This window comes from Sphingopyxis sp. PET50 (assembly GCF_025244705.1).
GTDB lineage: Bacteria > Pseudomonadota > Alphaproteobacteria > Sphingomonadales > Sphingomonadaceae > Sphingopyxis.
This window is the reverse complement of the sequence record NZ_CP104207.1, coordinates 2,261,073-2,276,595: the sequence shown is the minus strand read 5'-3', so window position 1 is coordinate 2,276,595 and position 15,523 is coordinate 2,261,073. Positions and strand designations below refer to the sequence as shown.

General features: G+C 65.0%; 17 protein-coding genes. 10 read left to right on the top strand and 7 right to left on the bottom strand.

Features of this window, described 5'->3' with window-relative positions:
* Positions 1-75: 75 nt before the first annotated feature.
* The 5 genes from N0A20_RS12020 to N0A20_RS12000 all read left to right on the top strand — a co-directional run bounded on the left by N0A20_RS12020 (position 76) and on the right by N0A20_RS12000 (position 4,724).
* Positions 76-1,293, top strand: a complete 1,218-nt coding sequence (locus tag N0A20_RS12020; protein ID WP_260580619.1) for an argininosuccinate synthase — start codon at positions 76-78, stop codon at positions 1,291-1,293.
* Between the two features lie 144 nt (positions 1,294-1,437).
* Positions 1,438-1,620 (top strand): hypothetical protein, encoded by a 183-nt coding sequence (locus tag N0A20_RS12015; protein ID WP_260580618.1) that lies wholly within the window; start codon positions 1,438-1,440, stop codon positions 1,618-1,620.
* 328 nt (positions 1,621-1,948) lie between these two features.
* Positions 1,949-2,707: a hypothetical protein gene (locus N0A20_RS12010; RefSeq protein WP_260580617.1), complete on the top strand. Its 759-nt coding sequence runs from the start codon at positions 1,949-1,951 to the stop codon at positions 2,705-2,707.
* 41 nt (positions 2,708-2,748) lie between these two features.
* On the top strand, positions 2,749-3,759 hold the full coding sequence (locus N0A20_RS12005; protein WP_260580616.1) for a threonine aldolase family protein: 1,011 nt from the start codon (positions 2,749-2,751) through the stop codon (positions 3,757-3,759).
* Positions 3,756-4,724, top strand: coding sequence for a DMT family transporter (locus N0A20_RS12000; RefSeq protein WP_260580615.1), 969 nt, complete (start codon positions 3,756-3,758; stop codon positions 4,722-4,724). The genes N0A20_RS12005 and N0A20_RS12000 overlap by 4 nt, the downstream gene beginning before the upstream one ends.
* 214 nt (positions 4,725-4,938) lie before the next feature.
* Here the strand turns inward: N0A20_RS12000 and murA are convergent, their stop codons facing one another.
* Together murA and N0A20_RS11990 are read right to left on the bottom strand one after the other, a co-directional pair.
* On the bottom strand, positions 4,939-6,222 hold the full coding sequence (gene murA, locus N0A20_RS11995; protein ID WP_260580614.1) for a UDP-N-acetylglucosamine 1-carboxyvinyltransferase: 1,284 nt from the start codon (positions 6,220-6,222) through the stop codon (positions 4,939-4,941).
* A gap of 43 nt (positions 6,223-6,265) precedes the next feature.
* A complete protein-coding gene (locus N0A20_RS11990) occupies positions 6,266-6,733 on the bottom strand; it encodes a hypothetical protein (protein WP_260580613.1) in 468 nt (155 codons plus the stop codon).
* 212 nt (positions 6,734-6,945) lie between these two features.
* Between N0A20_RS11990 and N0A20_RS11985 the strand changes: the two genes are divergently transcribed.
* The gene (locus N0A20_RS11985) at positions 6,946-7,341 is read left to right on the top strand and encodes a DUF3011 domain-containing protein (protein WP_260580612.1); all 396 of its coding nucleotides are present in this window, start codon (positions 6,946-6,948) and stop codon (positions 7,339-7,341) included.
* On the top strand, positions 7,265-7,933 hold the full coding sequence (locus N0A20_RS11980; protein ID WP_260580611.1) for a DUF3011 domain-containing protein: 669 nt from the start codon (positions 7,265-7,267) through the stop codon (positions 7,931-7,933). Before N0A20_RS11985 ends, N0A20_RS11980 begins: the two co-directional genes overlap by 77 nt.
* A gap of 6 nt (positions 7,934-7,939) precedes the next feature.
* Here the strand turns inward: N0A20_RS11980 and N0A20_RS11975 are convergent, their stop codons facing one another.
* Positions 7,940-8,542: a 2-hydroxychromene-2-carboxylate isomerase gene (locus tag N0A20_RS11975; protein ID WP_260580610.1), complete on the bottom strand. Its 603-nt coding sequence runs from the start codon at positions 8,540-8,542 to the stop codon at positions 7,940-7,942.
* Between the two features lie 208 nt (positions 8,543-8,750).
* A complete protein-coding gene (locus N0A20_RS11970) occupies positions 8,751-9,482 on the bottom strand; it encodes an SDR family oxidoreductase (protein WP_260580609.1) in 732 nt (243 codons plus the stop codon).
* Between the two features lie 191 nt (positions 9,483-9,673).
* Between N0A20_RS11970 and N0A20_RS11965 the strand changes: the two genes are divergently transcribed.
* The gene (locus N0A20_RS11965) at positions 9,674-10,165 is read left to right on the top strand and encodes a winged helix-turn-helix transcriptional regulator (RefSeq protein WP_260580608.1); all 492 of its coding nucleotides are present in this window, start codon (positions 9,674-9,676) and stop codon (positions 10,163-10,165) included.
* A gap of 1 nt (position 10,166) precedes the next feature.
* Here N0A20_RS11965 and clpS read toward each other — a convergent pair whose 3' ends face one another.
* The 3 genes from clpS to N0A20_RS11950 form a co-directional block, all read right to left on the bottom strand.
* On the bottom strand, positions 10,167-10,493 hold the full coding sequence (gene clpS, locus N0A20_RS11960; RefSeq protein ID WP_260580607.1) for an ATP-dependent Clp protease adapter ClpS: 327 nt from the start codon (positions 10,491-10,493) through the stop codon (positions 10,167-10,169).
* 233 nt (positions 10,494-10,726) lie between these two features.
* On the bottom strand, positions 10,727-11,482 hold the full coding sequence (locus tag N0A20_RS11955) for a phasin family protein (RefSeq protein ID WP_260580606.1): 756 nt from the start codon (positions 11,480-11,482) through the stop codon (positions 10,727-10,729).
* Between the two features lie 121 nt (positions 11,483-11,603).
* Positions 11,604-13,376 (bottom strand): PHA/PHB synthase family protein, encoded by a 1,773-nt coding sequence (locus N0A20_RS11950; protein ID WP_260580605.1) that lies wholly within the window; start codon positions 13,374-13,376, stop codon positions 11,604-11,606.
* 114 nt (positions 13,377-13,490) lie between these two features.
* Between N0A20_RS11950 and N0A20_RS11945 the strand changes: the two genes are divergently transcribed.
* Both N0A20_RS11945 and N0A20_RS11940 read left to right on the top strand, forming a co-directional pair.
* Positions 13,491-14,711, top strand: coding sequence for an LL-diaminopimelate aminotransferase (locus N0A20_RS11945; RefSeq protein WP_260580604.1), 1,221 nt, complete (start codon positions 13,491-13,493; stop codon positions 14,709-14,711).
* Complete coding sequence (locus tag N0A20_RS11940) at positions 14,711-15,193, top strand: DUF2721 domain-containing protein (protein WP_260580603.1); 483 nt, start codon at positions 14,711-14,713, stop codon at positions 15,191-15,193. The genes N0A20_RS11945 and N0A20_RS11940 overlap by 1 nt, the downstream gene beginning before the upstream one ends.
* Positions 15,194-15,523 lie beyond the last annotated feature (330 nt).

Here is a 15,523-nt window from a genome sequence, read left to right as displayed (position 1 = left end):
AACGCGTCAGGGCGTTGCGTGCGCCGGATCGGCCTGATAGGCGCGCGACCGTCTTTTCCGGTCAAGGGAATCATCATGTCCGAGTCCATCAAGCGCGTCGTCCTCGCCTATTCGGGGGGGCTCGACACCAGCGTCATCCTGAAATGGCTGCAGGTGACCTATGGCTGCGAGGTGGTGACCTTTACCGCCGACCTGGGGCAGGGCGACGAACTGGAGCCAGCACGCGCCAAGGCCGAGCTGATGGGGGTGAAGTCCGAGCATATCTATATCGACGATCTGCGCGAGGAATTCGTGCGCGACTTCGTCTTCCCGATGATGCGCGCCAATGCGCGTTACGAGGGCGATTATCTGCTCGGTACCAGCATCGCGCGCCCGCTCATTTCGAAGCGGCTGGTCGAGATCGCGAAGGAAACCGGCGCCGACGCGGTTGCGCATGGCGCGACGGGCAAGGGTAATGACCAGGTGCGCTTCGAGCTGTCGGCCTATGCGCTCAACCCCGACATCAAGGTGATCGCGCCGTGGCGAGAATGGGACCTGACCAGCCGCACCGCGCTGATCGAGTTCGCCGAAAAGCATCAGATCCCGGTGCCCAAGGACAAGCGCGGCGAAAGCCCGTTCAGCACCGACGCGAACCTGCTCCACACCTCGTCGGAAGGCAAGGTGCTCGAAAATCCCTGGGACGAGACCCCCGACTATGTCTATTCGCGCACCGTCAATCCCGAGGATGCGCCCGACACGCCCGAATATATCACGATCGATTTCGAGCGCGGCGACGGCGTCGCGCTGAACGGCGAAGCCATGTCGCCCGCGACCCTGCTCGCGGCGCTCAACGATTTGGGCCGCAAGCATGGCATCGGCCGCCTCGACCTCGTCGAGAACCGCTTCGTCGGCATGAAGTCGCGCGGCATGTACGAGACGCCGGGCGGCGAAATCTATGCCCGCGCGCATCGCGGCATCGAAAGCATCACGCTCGACCGCGGCGCGGCGCACCTCAAGGACGAGCTGATGCCGAAATATGCCGAGCTCATCTACAACGGCTTCTGGTTCGCGCCAGAGCGCGAGATGCTGCAGGCGGCGATCGACCACAGCCAGGAAAAGGTCAGCGGTACGGTGCGGCTGAAGCTCTACAAGGGCAATGCGAGCGTCGTCGGCCGCAAGTCGCCGAACAGCCTGTATAGCGAGCGCCATGTGACCTTCGAGGACGATGCCGGCGCCTATGACCAGAAGGATGCCGCTGGCTTCATCAAATTGAACGCGCTGCGGCTGAAGCTGCTCGCGAAGCGCGACCGCTGACGGCCCGCCCCATTCGGGGCAGGGGTCAACGCAGGCGGGTGGCCACCAGGTCGCCCGCCCGCCGCGCCTATGATATATCGCGTTCCGACAAACGGACAATAATCGTCGGGTAGGGGCTGCCACCACCGGAAGGGGGTAGCGAGCATGGAATGGAACGCCGACGACGCCGTGTCCGAGCGCGACGAATGGGAATGGCGCTTTATCCTGTTCCCGCGCTTTGCGCTGAACGTCAATCGCTACGGAATGCGCACGCGCTGGATCTGGCCCGGCCGCTATCTGGTGCGCTGGTCGCGGACCTATAAACGCTATGTCTATCGCCGCCACTAGGGTCAGGACCTGTTAATTGCGCGTTCGAGGTTTGAGGCGATTTTGCTCAGGGCGAGGAGGCAAGGCGAAGGAATATGTCGATATTTCAAGGCTTGCCGACGAAGTCCTAGGCAAAATCGGTCAAATCCCGCAGGGACGCCGAAATGGCTTCGATCTCGGGTCCGCGCGGCCTTGCGGGTAGCGATGCTACCCGCTGCGCCCACCCGAACCCGATATCTTCGCCATTTCGACGCCTCGAACGCGCAATTAACAGGCCCTGACCCTAGGCGACCGGTACCGCCCGCGCTACGACGGGGCGGCGCCGGGCGGGCCGACGGGAGGTCATCCGATGCGTTTCTTCGATTTCTCGTCGTGGCAGAGCATCGGCACGACCCTGCTCGGGCTCGCGCTCGTCACGCTGATCGGCGTCGGTATCCGGCTGATGGTCATGATGACCATCCAGCAGCGTCGCGAGCGGATGAATCGCCAGATCAACGAGCGGCTGAAGACGCTGATCGCGGCGTACAAGGTGCTGGGCGGCTCGTTCACCGGCGATCTGACGGTCGATCCGCGGCATTTGCGCGACATGAAGCGTCAGGGGGGCGAGCCGCCGGCGCTCGACCTAGCGAAGGCCGACGAGGCGGTCGCGGACGAGGGCGGCGATTCGGACCGGCCGCGGCGCATCCGCGACGCAGTCGAGGCGGCGCTGTCGGACATCATCCTGCTCGGCACCGCCGAACAGGTGCGGCTCGCGGCGCGCGCGGCGCAGGAACTCGCCGACGGCCGGCCGGTGCACACGCATGAGCTGGTCGTCGCGCTGCGCGATTTCATCCGCAAGGCGCTCGACCTCGATGCCGTGCCCGCCGATGCCGGCATTCCGCTGCAAGGCCCGGCACGCCCTTCCTCGTCGGGCGGGCGCGGCGGCAGCAGCGGCGATCGTGGCCGCGGCGGCGGTGGTGGCGGACGCGGCGGCGGCGGCGGGGGAAGCGGTGGCATGGGCATGGCCGGGGGAATGGCGGGCGGCATGGGCCTCGTCGGCGGGGCCAGTCTCGCGCATGGCGCCGCCAGCGACGATGCGGCGGCGTCCGATGTCGCTGATCCGAAATGAAAGATTAGCATGGCGCGGCTTGCTGCGCTAAGGCGCGCGGCATGACCGCAACCCGCTTTTTCTCCGACAATGCCGCCACCGTCCATCCGCTGGTGATGGAGGCGCTGGCGGCCGCCAATCATGTCGACACCGCCTATGACGGCGACGCACTGAGCCGGTCGCTCGACGCTGCCTTTTCGGGCCTGTTCGAAACGAGCTGCGAGGTCGTTTGGATTCCGACCGGGACCGCGGCGAACAGCATCATCCTCGCCCATTTCGTGCGGCCGTGGCAGGGCATCCTCTGTTACGAGGAAGCGCATATCGAGGTCGACGAATGCGGCGCCCCGACCTTCTATTCGGGCGGCGCCAAGCTGATGACCTTGCCCGGCACCGGCGCGAAGATCGACGCCGAGGCGCTGAAGGCGCGCATCGCGGCGATCCGCAATGACGTCCATCAGGTGCAGCCCGCGGCGATCAGCATCACCAATGCCACCGAATATGGTCTCGCCTGGCGTCCCGACGAGGTCGGCGAGATCAGCGAGATCGCCAAGGGCAAGGGGCTGAAGCTCCACATGGACGGCGCACGTTTCGCCAATGCGGTGGCGTTCGTGGGCTGTTCGCCCGCCGACGTGACCTGGCGTGCGGGGGTCGATGCGCTGTCGTTCGGTTTCACCAAGAATGGCGCGATGATGGCCGAGGCCCTGGTGTTCTTCGGCGGCAGCGGCGGCGCGGGGGTGCGCGAGCTCAAGAAGCGCGGCGGCCACCTGCTGAGCAAGGGGCGCTTCGTCGCGGCGCAGATCCGCGCGATGCTGAAGGACGATCTGTGGCTGGCCAATGCGCGCGCCGCCAATGCCGGCGCGGCGGCGCTGGCGGCGGCGTGCGGATCGCGGCTGATGTATCCGGTCGAGGCGAACGAGCTGTTCGTGCGGATCAGCGCCGAGGATGCCGCCGAGCTTCGCGCCAAGGGTTTCGACTTCTACGACTGGGGCGAGGGCGCGGCGCGGCTGGTGGTGAGCTGGGATCAGGATGCCGACGCCGTCGCACCGCTTGCGGCGGCGATCGCGGCCTTGTGAGTTCCGCCCCGAGCCTTTTGACGCCGCGCGTCCTGCTGCCCTTCGCGCTCGTCACGCTGATCTGGGGATCGACGTGGATCGTCATCACCGGGCAGCTGGGGGTGGTGCCGCCGAGCTGGTCGGTCGCATACCGCTTCTTCGTCGGAGCGGCGGCGATGTTCGCCTATGCGGCATGGCGGCGCGAGCGGCTGGCGCTGTCGGGTCCGGCCTGGGGTTTCGCCGCGCTGCTGGGCCTCGCGCAGTTCGCGTTCAATTTCAATTTCGTCTACCGCGCCGAACAGCATATCACCTCGGGGCTGGTCGCGGTGCTGTTCGCGCTGCTGATCGTCCCTAACACCTTGCTGGGCCGGCTGTTCCTGAAAACTAGGGTCGAGGCGCGCTTCCTGCTCGGCGCGGGGATTGCGATCGCCGGGGTCGGGCTGATGATCCTCCACGAATATCGCGCCGCCGATCTCGGCGCGGGCGAGGTGCTGCTCGGCACCGCGCTGACGCTCTGCGGCGTGATGAGCGCGTCGGTGTCGAACGTGATGCAGGGCGCGAGGATCGCGCGCGCGCAGTCGATGGTGGTGATGATCGCGTGGGCGATGCTGTTCGGCGCGCTCGGTGATGCTGGCTATGCCTGGATCACGACGGGGCCGCCGATGATTGAGGCGACGCCCGCCTATGTCGGCGGCGTGCTGTACCTCGGCGTGATCGCAAGCGCGGTGACCTTTCCGCTCTATTTCAACATCATTCGCGACGTCGGGCCGGGGCAGGCGGCGTGGTCGAGCGTGCTGATTCCGATCATCGCGATGGGTTTTTCGACGGTTCTGGAGGGCTATCGCTGGGCGCCGCTGTCGATTGCTGGCGGTGCAGTGGCGCTGATCGGGCTGGTGATCGCGGTGGTCAAGCGGCCGGAGAAGCCATCGGTGAGCGGTGGGACGGTGTCGGTGCCGGTCAGCGACCGTCCATCCGGCGACGCTTAATCAATGACCGTTCGGCGAATGCCCACCATTTCTGATCGAGTTCCTGGTCGGAGATCATGTTGCCGACATCGTCCGTGACCCGGACATTCTGAACGCCCTGGTCTCTCATCTTGTTTGCGGTCCGCGCGGCGGATTCGAGTGAAGCCTTAACGGACGGGCCGATTTCCTCTCCGCCGACCGTCCCCCGGACATAATATTTCCGCCGCCTGCTCATCTACCCCGCGCTGATCCGCTCGATGTCGGCACCCACCGCCTGCAATTTTTCCTCCAGCCGCTCGTAGCCGCGGTCGAGGTGATAGACGCGGTTGACCTGCGTTTCGCCCTTTGCCGCAAGCCCCGCGATGATCAGGCTCATCGAGGCGCGGAGGTCGGTCGCCATCACCGGCGCGCCGACCAGATGGTCGACGCCGCGCACCACGGCGCTGCGGCCGCGCACGTCGATGTCGCAGCCCATGCGCGCGAGCTCGGGGACGTGCATGTAGCGGTTCTCGAAGATGGTTTCGGTGAACAGCGACGCGCCGGTGCCGAGCGTCGCCATCGCCATGAACTGCGCCTGCATGTCGGTCGCGAAGCCGGGGTAAGGGGCGGTGCTGAGCGTCACCGGCTCGGCGCGGCCGGACATGGCGACGCGGATGCCGGTCCTGGTGTCCTCTACCGTCGCGCCGGCCTGGCGCAGCGCCGAGAGCGTCGCTTCCATCTCGCTCGCCTTGGCGCCGACCAGCTCGACATCGCCCTCGGTGATCACCGCGGCGCAGGCATAGCTGCCCGCCTCGATGCGGTCGGCCATGACGCGATAGGTCGCGCCATGGAGGCGGTCGACGCCTTCGATGGTCAGCGTTTCGGTGCCGATGCCGTCGATCTGCGCGCCCATCGCGACGAGGCAGTTGCACAGATCGACGATCTCGGGCTCGCGCGCGGCGTTTTCGAGTACGCACATGCCCTTGGCGAGCACCGCGGCCATGACGGCATTTTCGGTCGCGCCGACCGAGACGACGGGAAAGGTGAATTTGCCGCCCGCAAGGCGCCCGCCCGGCGCACTCGCCTTCACATAGCCTGAGGCGAGCTCGATTTCGGCGCCGAAGGCTTCGAGCGCCTTCAGGTGCAGGTCGATCGGCCGGTTGCCGATCGCGCAGCCGCCGGGCAGCGATACGGTTGCCTCGCCCGCGCGCGCGAGCAGCGGGCCGAGCACGAGGATCGAGGCGCGCATCTTGCGCACGATGTCATAGGGCGCGACGGTCGAGGTCAGCGTCGTCGCGCGCGCGGTCATCACGCGGCCGAAATCCTCGGGCCGCGAGCCTTCGATGGTGGTCGAGCAGCCGAGCTGGTTGAGCAGATGGCCAAAGCCGTCAACGTCGGCGAGGCGCGGCAGATTGCGGAGCGTCAGCGGCTCATCGGTGAGCAGCGCGCAAGGGAGCAGCGTCAGCGCCGCATTCTTGGCGCCGGAGATGGGGATACGGCCCTTGAGTCGCTGGCCGCCGCGAATGACGATTTGATCCATGCGTCGTCATTAGCCGATGCGCTGCGGCGCGCAAGCGGGCCAGCTATGCGGGTGGACTATAAGCCGCGTCGCCATCGAATTGCGCTTTTGCCTCGCGCTCGCCCTTGCCCATGAAAATATAGCCGGTGACCGAAAGGATGAGCAGCAGCACCGCGAGGAGCGGCACGCCGTCGCCGATCGCGAACAGGCGCAGCAATATCCAGGCGATGTTAACGATGCCGAGGATCAGGAAGATCTTTTTATTGTTCCCCGCAAAGCCATAGACGGCGCGGCCATCGGCGGAGCGCACGCCGTGGACGCCCTTCAGGTCGAAGGCGTTATAGAGGTAGAAGCGGCCCTTGGCGCCCGGCACCAGCTCGGCCGCGACATTGTCCTTCACGACCGCATTCTTGATCGTGCGCGCCGCGCCGCTGTCGGGCTGGAAGGTGACGCTGCGAAAGATGGTCATTCCGCCGCGCGCCCGCCTGAGGTCGGCGGTTTCGACGCGTCCGTCGATAATCGATGTCGTCATATGTCGGCTCCCTTGTTGCGGTAGCGCGACCCGGAACAAGGCTAGTGGATTTGATCCGCAAAGGGAAGGCGCCGGGATGGTTAAATCGGTGTGGGGCGCTTGCGGGCTTTGGTCGTGGCGTCGGCGACCGAAATGTGAAACTATCCGCACCGATACTCAAAGAAAAATGAGGATGGTAAGCCGGGTAGAATTCAAAACGGGGAGAAAAGGGCATGCGTAATCCTGTCGTCACGGTCGTCACCGCGGCTTCGCTGATCGGCTCGCAACTTGCGGTTCCGGCCTTCGCCCAGACCACCTATCCCTATCCACCGCCGAGCGGGACGCAGCCCGGCTATGGCGATTCGTCGCAGCGCTATGCGGGCAGCGTCCGCTGCGAGTCGCGGAACAACAAGCGTCAGACGTGCCGCGTCCGCACGGACAATCGCGTCGCGATCAAGCGCACCCTGGGCGGCGATTGCGCGCGCGGACGCGGCTGGGGCTATGACGCCAACCAGATATGGGTGACGGGCGGCTGCCGCGCCGAATTCTATTATGGCTATCGCCGGCGGCGCCTATCCGACCCCGCTGCCGCAGCCGGTCGAAAATTATGCGGGCACGCTGCGCTGTGAATCGCGCGGCAACAATTATGAGCAATGCAATGTCCAGACGAACGGGCGTGTCGAACTGCTGCGCAAGCTGGGCGGCAAGTGCAACGCCGGGCGGCAATGGGGCTATGCCGCCAACTATATCTGGGTGACGAACGGGTGTCGCGGCGAGTTCGGCTATGGCTATGCCAATCAGCGGCCCGAGCCCGAAAAGGACAAGGGGCCGAGCGCCGCGCTGATTATCGGCGGCATCGTTGTCGCGGGCGGGCTGATCGCGTTGCTCGCGAGCCAGAAAAAGAAGAAGGACGACGGCACGGTCGAGGAAAGCGCGCCGCCGCCCGCGTCGAGCGGCCCGGCAGCGCTCAGCGCCAATCTGAGCGGCCTGCCGAGCGCATCAAGGCCCTCGGTGCAGAATTGCATGAACGATGCGGCGCGGCAAATCGGGGCGACGGGAGGAACGAGGCTGTCCTATGACAAGCTCGTCTCGCTTGAGCAGGGCAATGGCGGCTGGCGCATCCGTGCCGCGATGACCGCGACCTATCCCGACGGCGCCAAACCGCTGGAGATGTACTGCCGCGCGACACCGAACGATATCATCCAGCTCGATTTCAACTGAGCGGAGTCAGATGCGCAAGGCTTCCTCGACCTGGTCGAGGCGGTCCTTGCCGAAGAACATCTCGTCGCCCACGAAGAAGGTCGGAATGCCGAAGGCGCCGCGTGCGACCGCGGCTTCGGTGTTCGCGACGAGCTTTGCCTTGATCGCGGGCTCTTGGGTGCGGGCGACGAGGGCGGAGCCGTCGAAGCCGTTGGCGGACAGGAACGTCGCGACGACCTCCGGGTCGTCCATCTTGAGCTCTTCCTCCCACATCGCCCGGTTCACCGCGTCGATATAATCGTCGAGCACGCCTTCGTCCTCGGCGACGATCGCGCCGCGCATGATGAGCAATGTGTTGACCGGGAAATGCGGGTTGAAGCGATATCGCGTGAGGCCATGGCGTTCGATGAAGCGGCGCATCTCCAGATTCTCATAGGCGAGCTTCGCGGGGGCGTCGGCATATTGGATCATCGGCGCCTTGTTGCCCGTCGCCTTGAAGATGCCGCCGAGCAGGCAGGGCGTGATGACGAGGTCGGCGCCGGTGCGGTCGAGCAGTTCGGGCAGCACCTTCAGCGTCAGATAGGCATTGGGGCTGCCGAAATCGAAGATGAGTTCGAGGGTCTTGGTCATGACTTTATTCCTTTCGCTTCTCCCCTTGCGGGAGAAGGATAGGGAGCCTTGCCAGCTTGCTGGCTAGGCGGACTTGGATGAGGGGTTGCGAGCCTTTGGCTCGCGGTCCTGCTGACCGCAACCCCTCACCCAGCTTCGACTAGGCGGCAGAGCGGCCAAGTCTACGCAACCCTCTCCCGCAAGGGGAGAGGGAAGGCTGGTCAGTTGGTCACCATTTTTCTCCCCATGGGCGGAGGTCGAGTTCGTGGGTCCAGGCGCTTTTCGGCTGCTTGTGGAGCATCACATAATTGGCGGCGATTGCGTCGGGATTGAGGATCAGCTCCGCCGCCTTCGCATTGTCGAAATCGGGGTGACGGCCCTTGATGAATTCGGTGTCGATCGCGCCGTCGATGATCGTGTGCGCGACATGGATGCCCTGCGGCCCCAGTTCGCGCGCCATCGATTGCGCGAGCATGCGTAGCGCGCCCTTGGCGCCCGAAAAGGCGGCGAAGCCCGATCCGCCGCGCAGGCTTGCGGTCGCGCCGGTGAAGAGGATCGTACCGCGGCCGCGGGGCTGCATCCGCTTCGCGGCCTCGCGGCCCATCAGGAAACCGCCGAGGCAGGCCATTTCCCAGACCTTGGTGTAGACGCGCACCGTCGTCTCGGCGATCGGGAAGTTCACATTGGCGCCGATGTTGAACACCGCGACCTCGACCGGGCCGACCTCGGCCTCGACCTCGTCGAACAGCGCGATCATGTCGTCCTCGCTACGCGCGTCGCCGGGGAAGGCGCGGGCCTGGAGGCCCTCGTCACGGATCGACCGGGCGAGGGCTTCGAGCTGGTCTGCATTGCGCGGGCGGCGGTTGACGCAGGCGGTCAGGCCCTCGGCGGCGAAGGCGCGCGCGATGGCACCGCCGGTGGCGTCGCCGGCTCCGATGATGACGGCTGCGGGATGGGGCATGCGACTCTCCTCTTGCGCCTGATAGTAGCTATGATAATCATAGTGACAAGCATTTTGTCGAACATGTAGAGTTGCAATGATGTTGCGACAAAGAACCTCGTCATTGCGAGCGAAGCGAAGCAATCCAGAGTGGCATAAACCGCTCTGGATTGCTTCGCTTCGCTCGCAATGACGAGAATGGAGGGCGGTCGATGCCCAAACGCGCGGATTTGTCGGATACATATTGCCCCGTCGGACGCTCGGCCGAGCTGCTCGGCGATCGCGCCGTGCTGCTGATCCTGCGCGACCTGTTCTTCGGGCGGCGGCGGTTCGAGGCGATCGCGGCGAACACCGGGCTGGGGCCGCAGCTGGTGTCGGCCCGGCTCAAGCTGCTGGAGCGCGAAGGGGTGGTCGGGCGCCATCCCTATCAGGACAAGCCGCCGCGCCACGAATATCGGCTGACCGCCAAGGGCAAGGATCTGTTCGGCGTGCTCTATGCGATGCGTGGCTGGGCCGAACGGTGGGCGTATCAGGATGGCGAGACGGGGGACGGCCCTGCGATCCGCTATATTCACCGCGCGTGCGGAACCGACGTCGGGACGGCGACCATGTGCCCGGGGTGCGGCGCGCCGCTTGGCTATGGCGATCTGAAGGGCGAGCCGTCGCCGGCGCTCAAGGCCGAACAGGCGCGGCGGGCGGGTTAGATCAGGCCTTTTCCAGCGTGCATTGCAGCGGGTGCTGGTTCTGGCGCGCGGCGTCCATCACCTGGTTCACCTTGGTCTCCGCGACCTCATAGCTGAACACGCCGCACACGCCGACGCCCTGCTGGTGAACGTGCAGCATCACCTGCGTCGCCTGTTCGATGTCCATGTTGAAGAAGCGCTGGAGCACCATCACGACGAATTCCATCGGAGTGTAATCGTCGTTGAGCAGCAGCACCTTGTACATCGAGGGCTTTTTGGGCTTCGCGCGCGTGCGCGTCGCGATGCCGACACCGGGGGTGCCGGGGGCGCCATCATCCTTGTCCGCCATGGCGCGGATGGGGAAAAGAGTCTGAACCGGAAGCATTGTCACCCGAATATCGCACGCCGCCGCGGATTCGCAAGAGGGAGGGGTGGTTAATTATGTCCCTTACCCCTTGATGGGGAGGGAGGCCCAAAACAAGAACCGCCCGCTTCCCGGGGAAGCGAGCGGTCTTGGGTGCGTCGGCGCGGACGGAGAGGAGGGGGAGAGGTGCCCGCGCCGACAGCGGAAGAGGAAGGCGCTTAGGCGGCCTTCATCTTCGAGGTGATGACCGACACGCGGTTCGAGATCGGCGCGAAGCTGTCGTTCGCCAGCTTGACGACGAGTTCGCTGGTCTTCGAGGTCTGCGCGACAGCGGCGTCGAACGCCTTCTTGCTGTTTTCGGCATAGAGCTTGAAGAATTCGGTCGGCGACTTGACGGCGGTGTAGCCCTTCAGCGCGGCGGTCGTGTCTTCGAAGCTCTTGCGCGCGAAGGTCACGCCTTCCTGGCCGAGCGTTTCGATGCCCTTGGCAGCGATCTTGCCCGATTCGACGAGGGCTTCGACGTTCGCCTTGTTGAACTCGACGGCTTCTTCGGCGAGCTTGCTGGTCTTGGCCATGGCTTCCTTCGCCTTTTCGTTCAGGTCGGCGGTCAGGGCTTCGGCGCGGGTCTTGGCGTCTTCGGCGAACTTCTTGACGGTGTCGTTCATGGTCTTGAATCCTTTGGTGGCGGCGGCGACCGGCTTCGGCGCGGCCTTCAGGGGCTTCGGGGTGATGGTCTTCACGACCGCCTTCTTGGGGGCGGCTTTCTTGGCGACCGCCTTGGGGGCGACAGCCTTTTTCGCGACCGGCGTGGCTTTTGCCTTCACCGTCGGGGTCTTCACGGGCGCCGGAGCGGCCTTTGCCACTGCCGGGGCAGCGGTTTCGACCGGAGCGGCGGGAGTCGCCACCGGCTTGGCGGCGGTTTCCAGCGTCGCGGCTTCGAAAGCCTTTTCGGCACTATCCATCTTGGTAGCCATCGGGGAACTCCTTTATGTTGCAGTGCACAATATAGGAGCGGCATGGCGATTTCAAGGATATTTTTGTGCAGTGCACAAAAAATTCTGCTCGCGGCCTTGTTGGCCCTTCATTCCCGTGATTTCACCGCTGTTTGACGTAGCGGCCGGGGGCATCCTCGATCGCCTTCTTAGCACCTTTTCCGGGAATGCGCGAACCCTTTGCCGGAGTTTTTGCGGCATCCTGTGCGGCAATCCAGCCGATCCAGTGCGGCCACCAGCTGCCCTTGGTCTCTTTCGCCGACGCCTCGTAATCGGCGAGCGTCGCGGCGTTGTTGTCGCCGGTCCAATATTGATATTTCCCCGCCGTCGGCGGGTTGACCACGCCGGCGATATGACCCGAGCCGGCGAGCAGGAAGGTCTTTGGCCCCGACAGATGGTCCATCAGCCGCCAGACGCTGGCGAGCGGCGCGATATGATCTTCGCGCCCCGCCTGGATATAGGCGGGGGTTCCGATCTTTCTGAGGTCGATCGGCGTGCCGCACACCGACAGGCTGTTCGGGATCACCAGGCGATTGTCGCGATACAGGTCCACCAGATATTGGCGGTGCCATTTCGCGGGCAGGTTGGTCGTGTCGCCGTTCCAGTAGAGCAGGTCGAAGGGCGGATAATCGTTGCCGAGCAGGTAATTGCTGACGACATAGTTCCAGATCAGGTCGCGCCCGCGCAAGCTGTTGAAGGTCGCGGCCATATAGCGGCCGTCGAGATAGCCGTGCGCCGATAGCTGCTCGAGCAGCGCGAGATAGGATTCGTCGACGAACAATTTGAGGTCGCCGGCAAACTCGAAATCCACCTGCGCGGTGAAGAAGGTGACCGACTTGACCTTGTCCGCCTCGCCCCTGGCCGACAGCATCGCGAGCGTCGCGGCGAGGGTGGTCCCGGCAACGCAATAGCCGATCGTGTGGATCGCGGGGACGTCGAGCAACGCGCGCACCGTGTCGATCGCATCGATCTGTGCCGCGACATAATCGTCCCAGACGATGTCCTTCATCGACGCATCGGCCGACTTCCACGACACCATGAACACCGACAATCCCTGTTCGACCGCCCAGGCAACGAAGCTTTTCGCCGGATTGAGGTCGAGGATGTAGAAGCGGTTGATCCACGGCGGGAAGATGACGATCGGGACGGCGAACACCTCCCTGGTCGTCGGCGTGTAGTGGATGAGCTGATAGAGGTCGGTTTCGTGGATCACCTTGCCGGGCGTGGTCGCGATGTTGACCCCGACCTCGAAGGCGTCGGGGTCGACATGGCTGAGTTGCCCGCGCGCAAGGTCGGTGAGCATATGCTTCAAACCCTTCAGCAGGCTCTCGCCGCGCGTCTCGATCGCACGCTTGATGACCTCGGGGTTGGTGAGCAGCAGGTTGGACGGCGAAAAGGCCTCGGCCATGTTCTTTGCCGCGAACTCCAACTTCTTGCGCGCGCCCTCGTCGAGCCCCTGCATCTGCCGCGTCGTTTCGAGCAACTGGTCGGAGAGCAGGCCATAGGTCTGGCGGATCAGCGCGAAGGCCGGGTTGTTCGTCCATTCGGGATCGGCGAATCTTTTGTCCTTCGGCGCGTCGGTGACGGGGGTGAAGGAGGGGCCGAGCGTCGCGAGCGAGGTCCAGAAGGCGACGCCCTGTTCCCACATCTTCGCCGACTGCTGCGCCCATTGCTGCGTCGCCGGGCTGTTCAGCCAGCCGGCGGGGTCGAATAGCGCCGCGGCGCCGGTCTTGCCGTCGTTCGCCTGGCCGAGGGCATATTCGAGCATCATCTGCTGCGCGCGGCCCATGACGCTGGCCCAGTGCTGCAGGTCGTCGGGCGACGGCATGAAGGGATTTGGCGTCTCGCTGGTGCCGTCTTTACCCGTTTCGCTCATGCTCGTTCCTGCTGGTCTGTGGCGATATTATGCCTATAACAAGCCGCGATGCGGCTGGCGAGATTGCCGCTCGCGTCAACCGATCATAACGAAAAGGAGTTGTTCTAGTTTCCCATGTCCGAAGATGAATTCTATCGCATCAAGCGCCTGCCGCCCTATGTCATCGCCGAAGTCAATGCGATGCGTGCGGCCGCCCGCGCCGCGGGAGAAGATATCATCGACCTGGGCATGGGCAACCCCGACCTGCCGCCGCCGCAGCATGTGATCGACAAATTGTGCGAAGTGGCCCGGAAGCCGAACGCGCACGGCTATTCGCAGTCGAAGGGCATTCCGGGGCTGCGCCGCGCGCAGGCCAATTATTACGCGCGCCGCTTCAACGTCGAGCTCGATCCCGAGAGCGAGGTCGTGGTGACGATGGGATCGAAGGAAGGGCTCGCCAGCCTCGCCACCGCGATTACCGGGCCGGGCGACGTCGTGCTGGCTCCGAACCCCAGCTATCCGATCCACACCTTCGGCTTCATCATCGCGGGCGCGACGATCCGCAGCGTGCCGACGACGCCCGACGAGGATTACTGGCGCGCGCTCGACCGCGCGATGGCCTTCACAGTGCCGCGCCCGTCGATCCTGGTCGTCAACTATCCGTCGAACCCGACCGCCGAGGCGGTCGATTTGGCCTTCTACGAACGGCTCGTCGCCTGGGCGAAGGAGAACAAGGTCTGGGTCCTGTCCGACCTCGCCTATTCGGAGCTCTATTACGACGGCAATCCGACGCCCTCGATCCTGCAGGTGCCGGGCGCGAAGGAGGTGGCGGTTGAGTTTACCTCCATGTCGAAGACATACTCGATGGCGGGGTGGCGCATGGGCTTCGCGGTGGGCAACAAGAGGCTGATCGCGGCGATGACGCGGGTGAAGTCGTACCTCGACTATGGCGCCTTCACGCCGATCCAGGCGGCGGCGTGCGCGGCGCTCAACGGGCCGCAGGATATCGTCGCGAAGAACCGCGAACTGTACCAGAAGCGCCGCGACGTGATGGTTGAGAGTTTCGGCCGCGCCGGCTGGGACATCCCCAGCCCGCCCGCGTCGATGTTCGCCTGGGCGCCGCTGCCGCCCGCGCTGAAGGAGATGGGCAGCCTCGAATTCTCGAAGCAGTTGCTGACACACGCCAAGGTCGCGGTGGCGCCCGGCGTCGGCTATGGCGAGGACGGCGAAGGCTTCGTCCGTATCGCGATGGTCGAGAATGAGCAGCGCATCCGCCAGGCGGCGCGCAATGTGCGCAAATTCCTGGCAATGCACGGCATCAACACGCCGTCGGTCGCGGCGGGCGGCGAGGGGTAATGAGCGCCGACCTCGGTGCCATTGCCGGGACCATCCAGCTGTCGGTCACGCCGGTATTCCTGCTGGTGGCGACCGGCGGCCTGCTCAATGTGTTCACGGGCCGTCTCGCGCGCGTCATCGACCGCTCGCGCGTGCTGATCGAATTGTGGAGCGAAACGCAGGGGCATGAGCATGATCGCGTCGTCGCCGAACTGCGCGTCGTCGACCGGCGGATGGACGTGATCAACAATTCGATCGCGGCGGCGGTGGGCTGCGGGATCGTCGTCTGCCTGCTCGTCGCGCTGCTGTTCGCGCAGGCCTTTGTCGGCTTCAATCTCGGCGCCGCGGCGGCGTGGGTGTTCGCGCTGGCGATGCTGCTGCTGCTCGCGTCGCTTGTGCTGTTTCTCGTCGAGGTGCGGCTCGCGACCCGGACGATTCATGTGCCGCTCGAACTGCTCGAGCTCGAGGAGATGGGCTGGCGCAAGCGGCAGGGGTGGCGATAGCGATTGCGGCACCGCGGGGATAGCCGGCGGCGGTTTGGGGGTGGGAGGCGGACGTTTGGCGACGCGCTCAGCAAGCGTTGTTCGAGGCTGATGGGGCGGATATTTTGTTTCGCACAAAGGCACAAAGGCACGAAGATGTCGTGCTTGCCGCGAAGCGGCTTTACCTCTTGGGCCTCGTCAAAGCATCGACGTCGATGAAAAGGCGGCCTTTCGGCCGCGAACGGCCCTCTTCGTGCCTTTGTGCCTTTGTGCGAAATGAATCTCACCCACGTCGGCGCACTACGCCTTCGGTGCCGCCGATAAGCCTGCGTCCGCTAACGCCCGAAACCG

Coding starts and splice junctions, on each gene's coding strand:
- N0A20_RS12020 (WP_260580619.1), top strand. CDS start 76: ATGTCCGAGTCCATCAAGCGCGTCGTCCTCGCCTATTCGGGGGGGCTC.
- N0A20_RS12015 (WP_260580618.1), top strand. CDS start 1,438: ATGGAATGGAACGCCGACGACGCCGTGTCCGAGCGCGACGAATGGGAA.
- N0A20_RS12010 (WP_260580617.1), top strand. CDS start 1,949: ATGCGTTTCTTCGATTTCTCGTCGTGGCAGAGCATCGGCACGACCCTG.
- N0A20_RS12005 (WP_260580616.1), top strand. CDS start 2,749: ATGACCGCAACCCGCTTTTTCTCCGACAATGCCGCCACCGTCCATCCG.
- murA (WP_260580614.1), bottom strand. CDS start 6,222: ATGGATCAAATCGTCATTCGCGGCGGCCAGCGACTCAAGGGCCGTATC.
- N0A20_RS11990 (WP_260580613.1), bottom strand. CDS start 6,733: ATGACGACATCGATTATCGACGGACGCGTCGAAACCGCCGACCTCAGG.
- N0A20_RS11985 (WP_260580612.1), top strand. CDS start 6,946: ATGCGTAATCCTGTCGTCACGGTCGTCACCGCGGCTTCGCTGATCGGC.
- N0A20_RS11980 (WP_260580611.1), top strand. CDS start 7,265: ATGGCTATCGCCGGCGGCGCCTATCCGACCCCGCTGCCGCAGCCGGTC.
- N0A20_RS11975 (WP_260580610.1), bottom strand. CDS start 8,542: ATGACCAAGACCCTCGAACTCATCTTCGATTTCGGCAGCCCCAATGCC.
- N0A20_RS11970 (WP_260580609.1), bottom strand. CDS start 9,482: ATGCCCCATCCCGCAGCCGTCATCATCGGAGCCGGCGACGCCACCGGC.
- N0A20_RS11965 (WP_260580608.1), top strand. CDS start 9,674: ATGCCCAAACGCGCGGATTTGTCGGATACATATTGCCCCGTCGGACGC.
- clpS (WP_260580607.1), bottom strand. CDS start 10,493: ATGGCGGACAAGGATGATGGCGCCCCCGGCACCCCCGGTGTCGGCATC.
- N0A20_RS11955 (WP_260580606.1), bottom strand. CDS start 11,482: ATGGCTACCAAGATGGATAGTGCCGAAAAGGCTTTCGAAGCCGCGACG.
- N0A20_RS11950 (WP_260580605.1), bottom strand. CDS start 13,376: ATGAGCGAAACGGGTAAAGACGGCACCAGCGAGACGCCAAATCCCTTC.
- N0A20_RS11945 (WP_260580604.1), top strand. CDS start 13,491: ATGTCCGAAGATGAATTCTATCGCATCAAGCGCCTGCCGCCCTATGTC.
- N0A20_RS11940 (WP_260580603.1), top strand. CDS start 14,711: ATGAGCGCCGACCTCGGTGCCATTGCCGGGACCATCCAGCTGTCGGTC.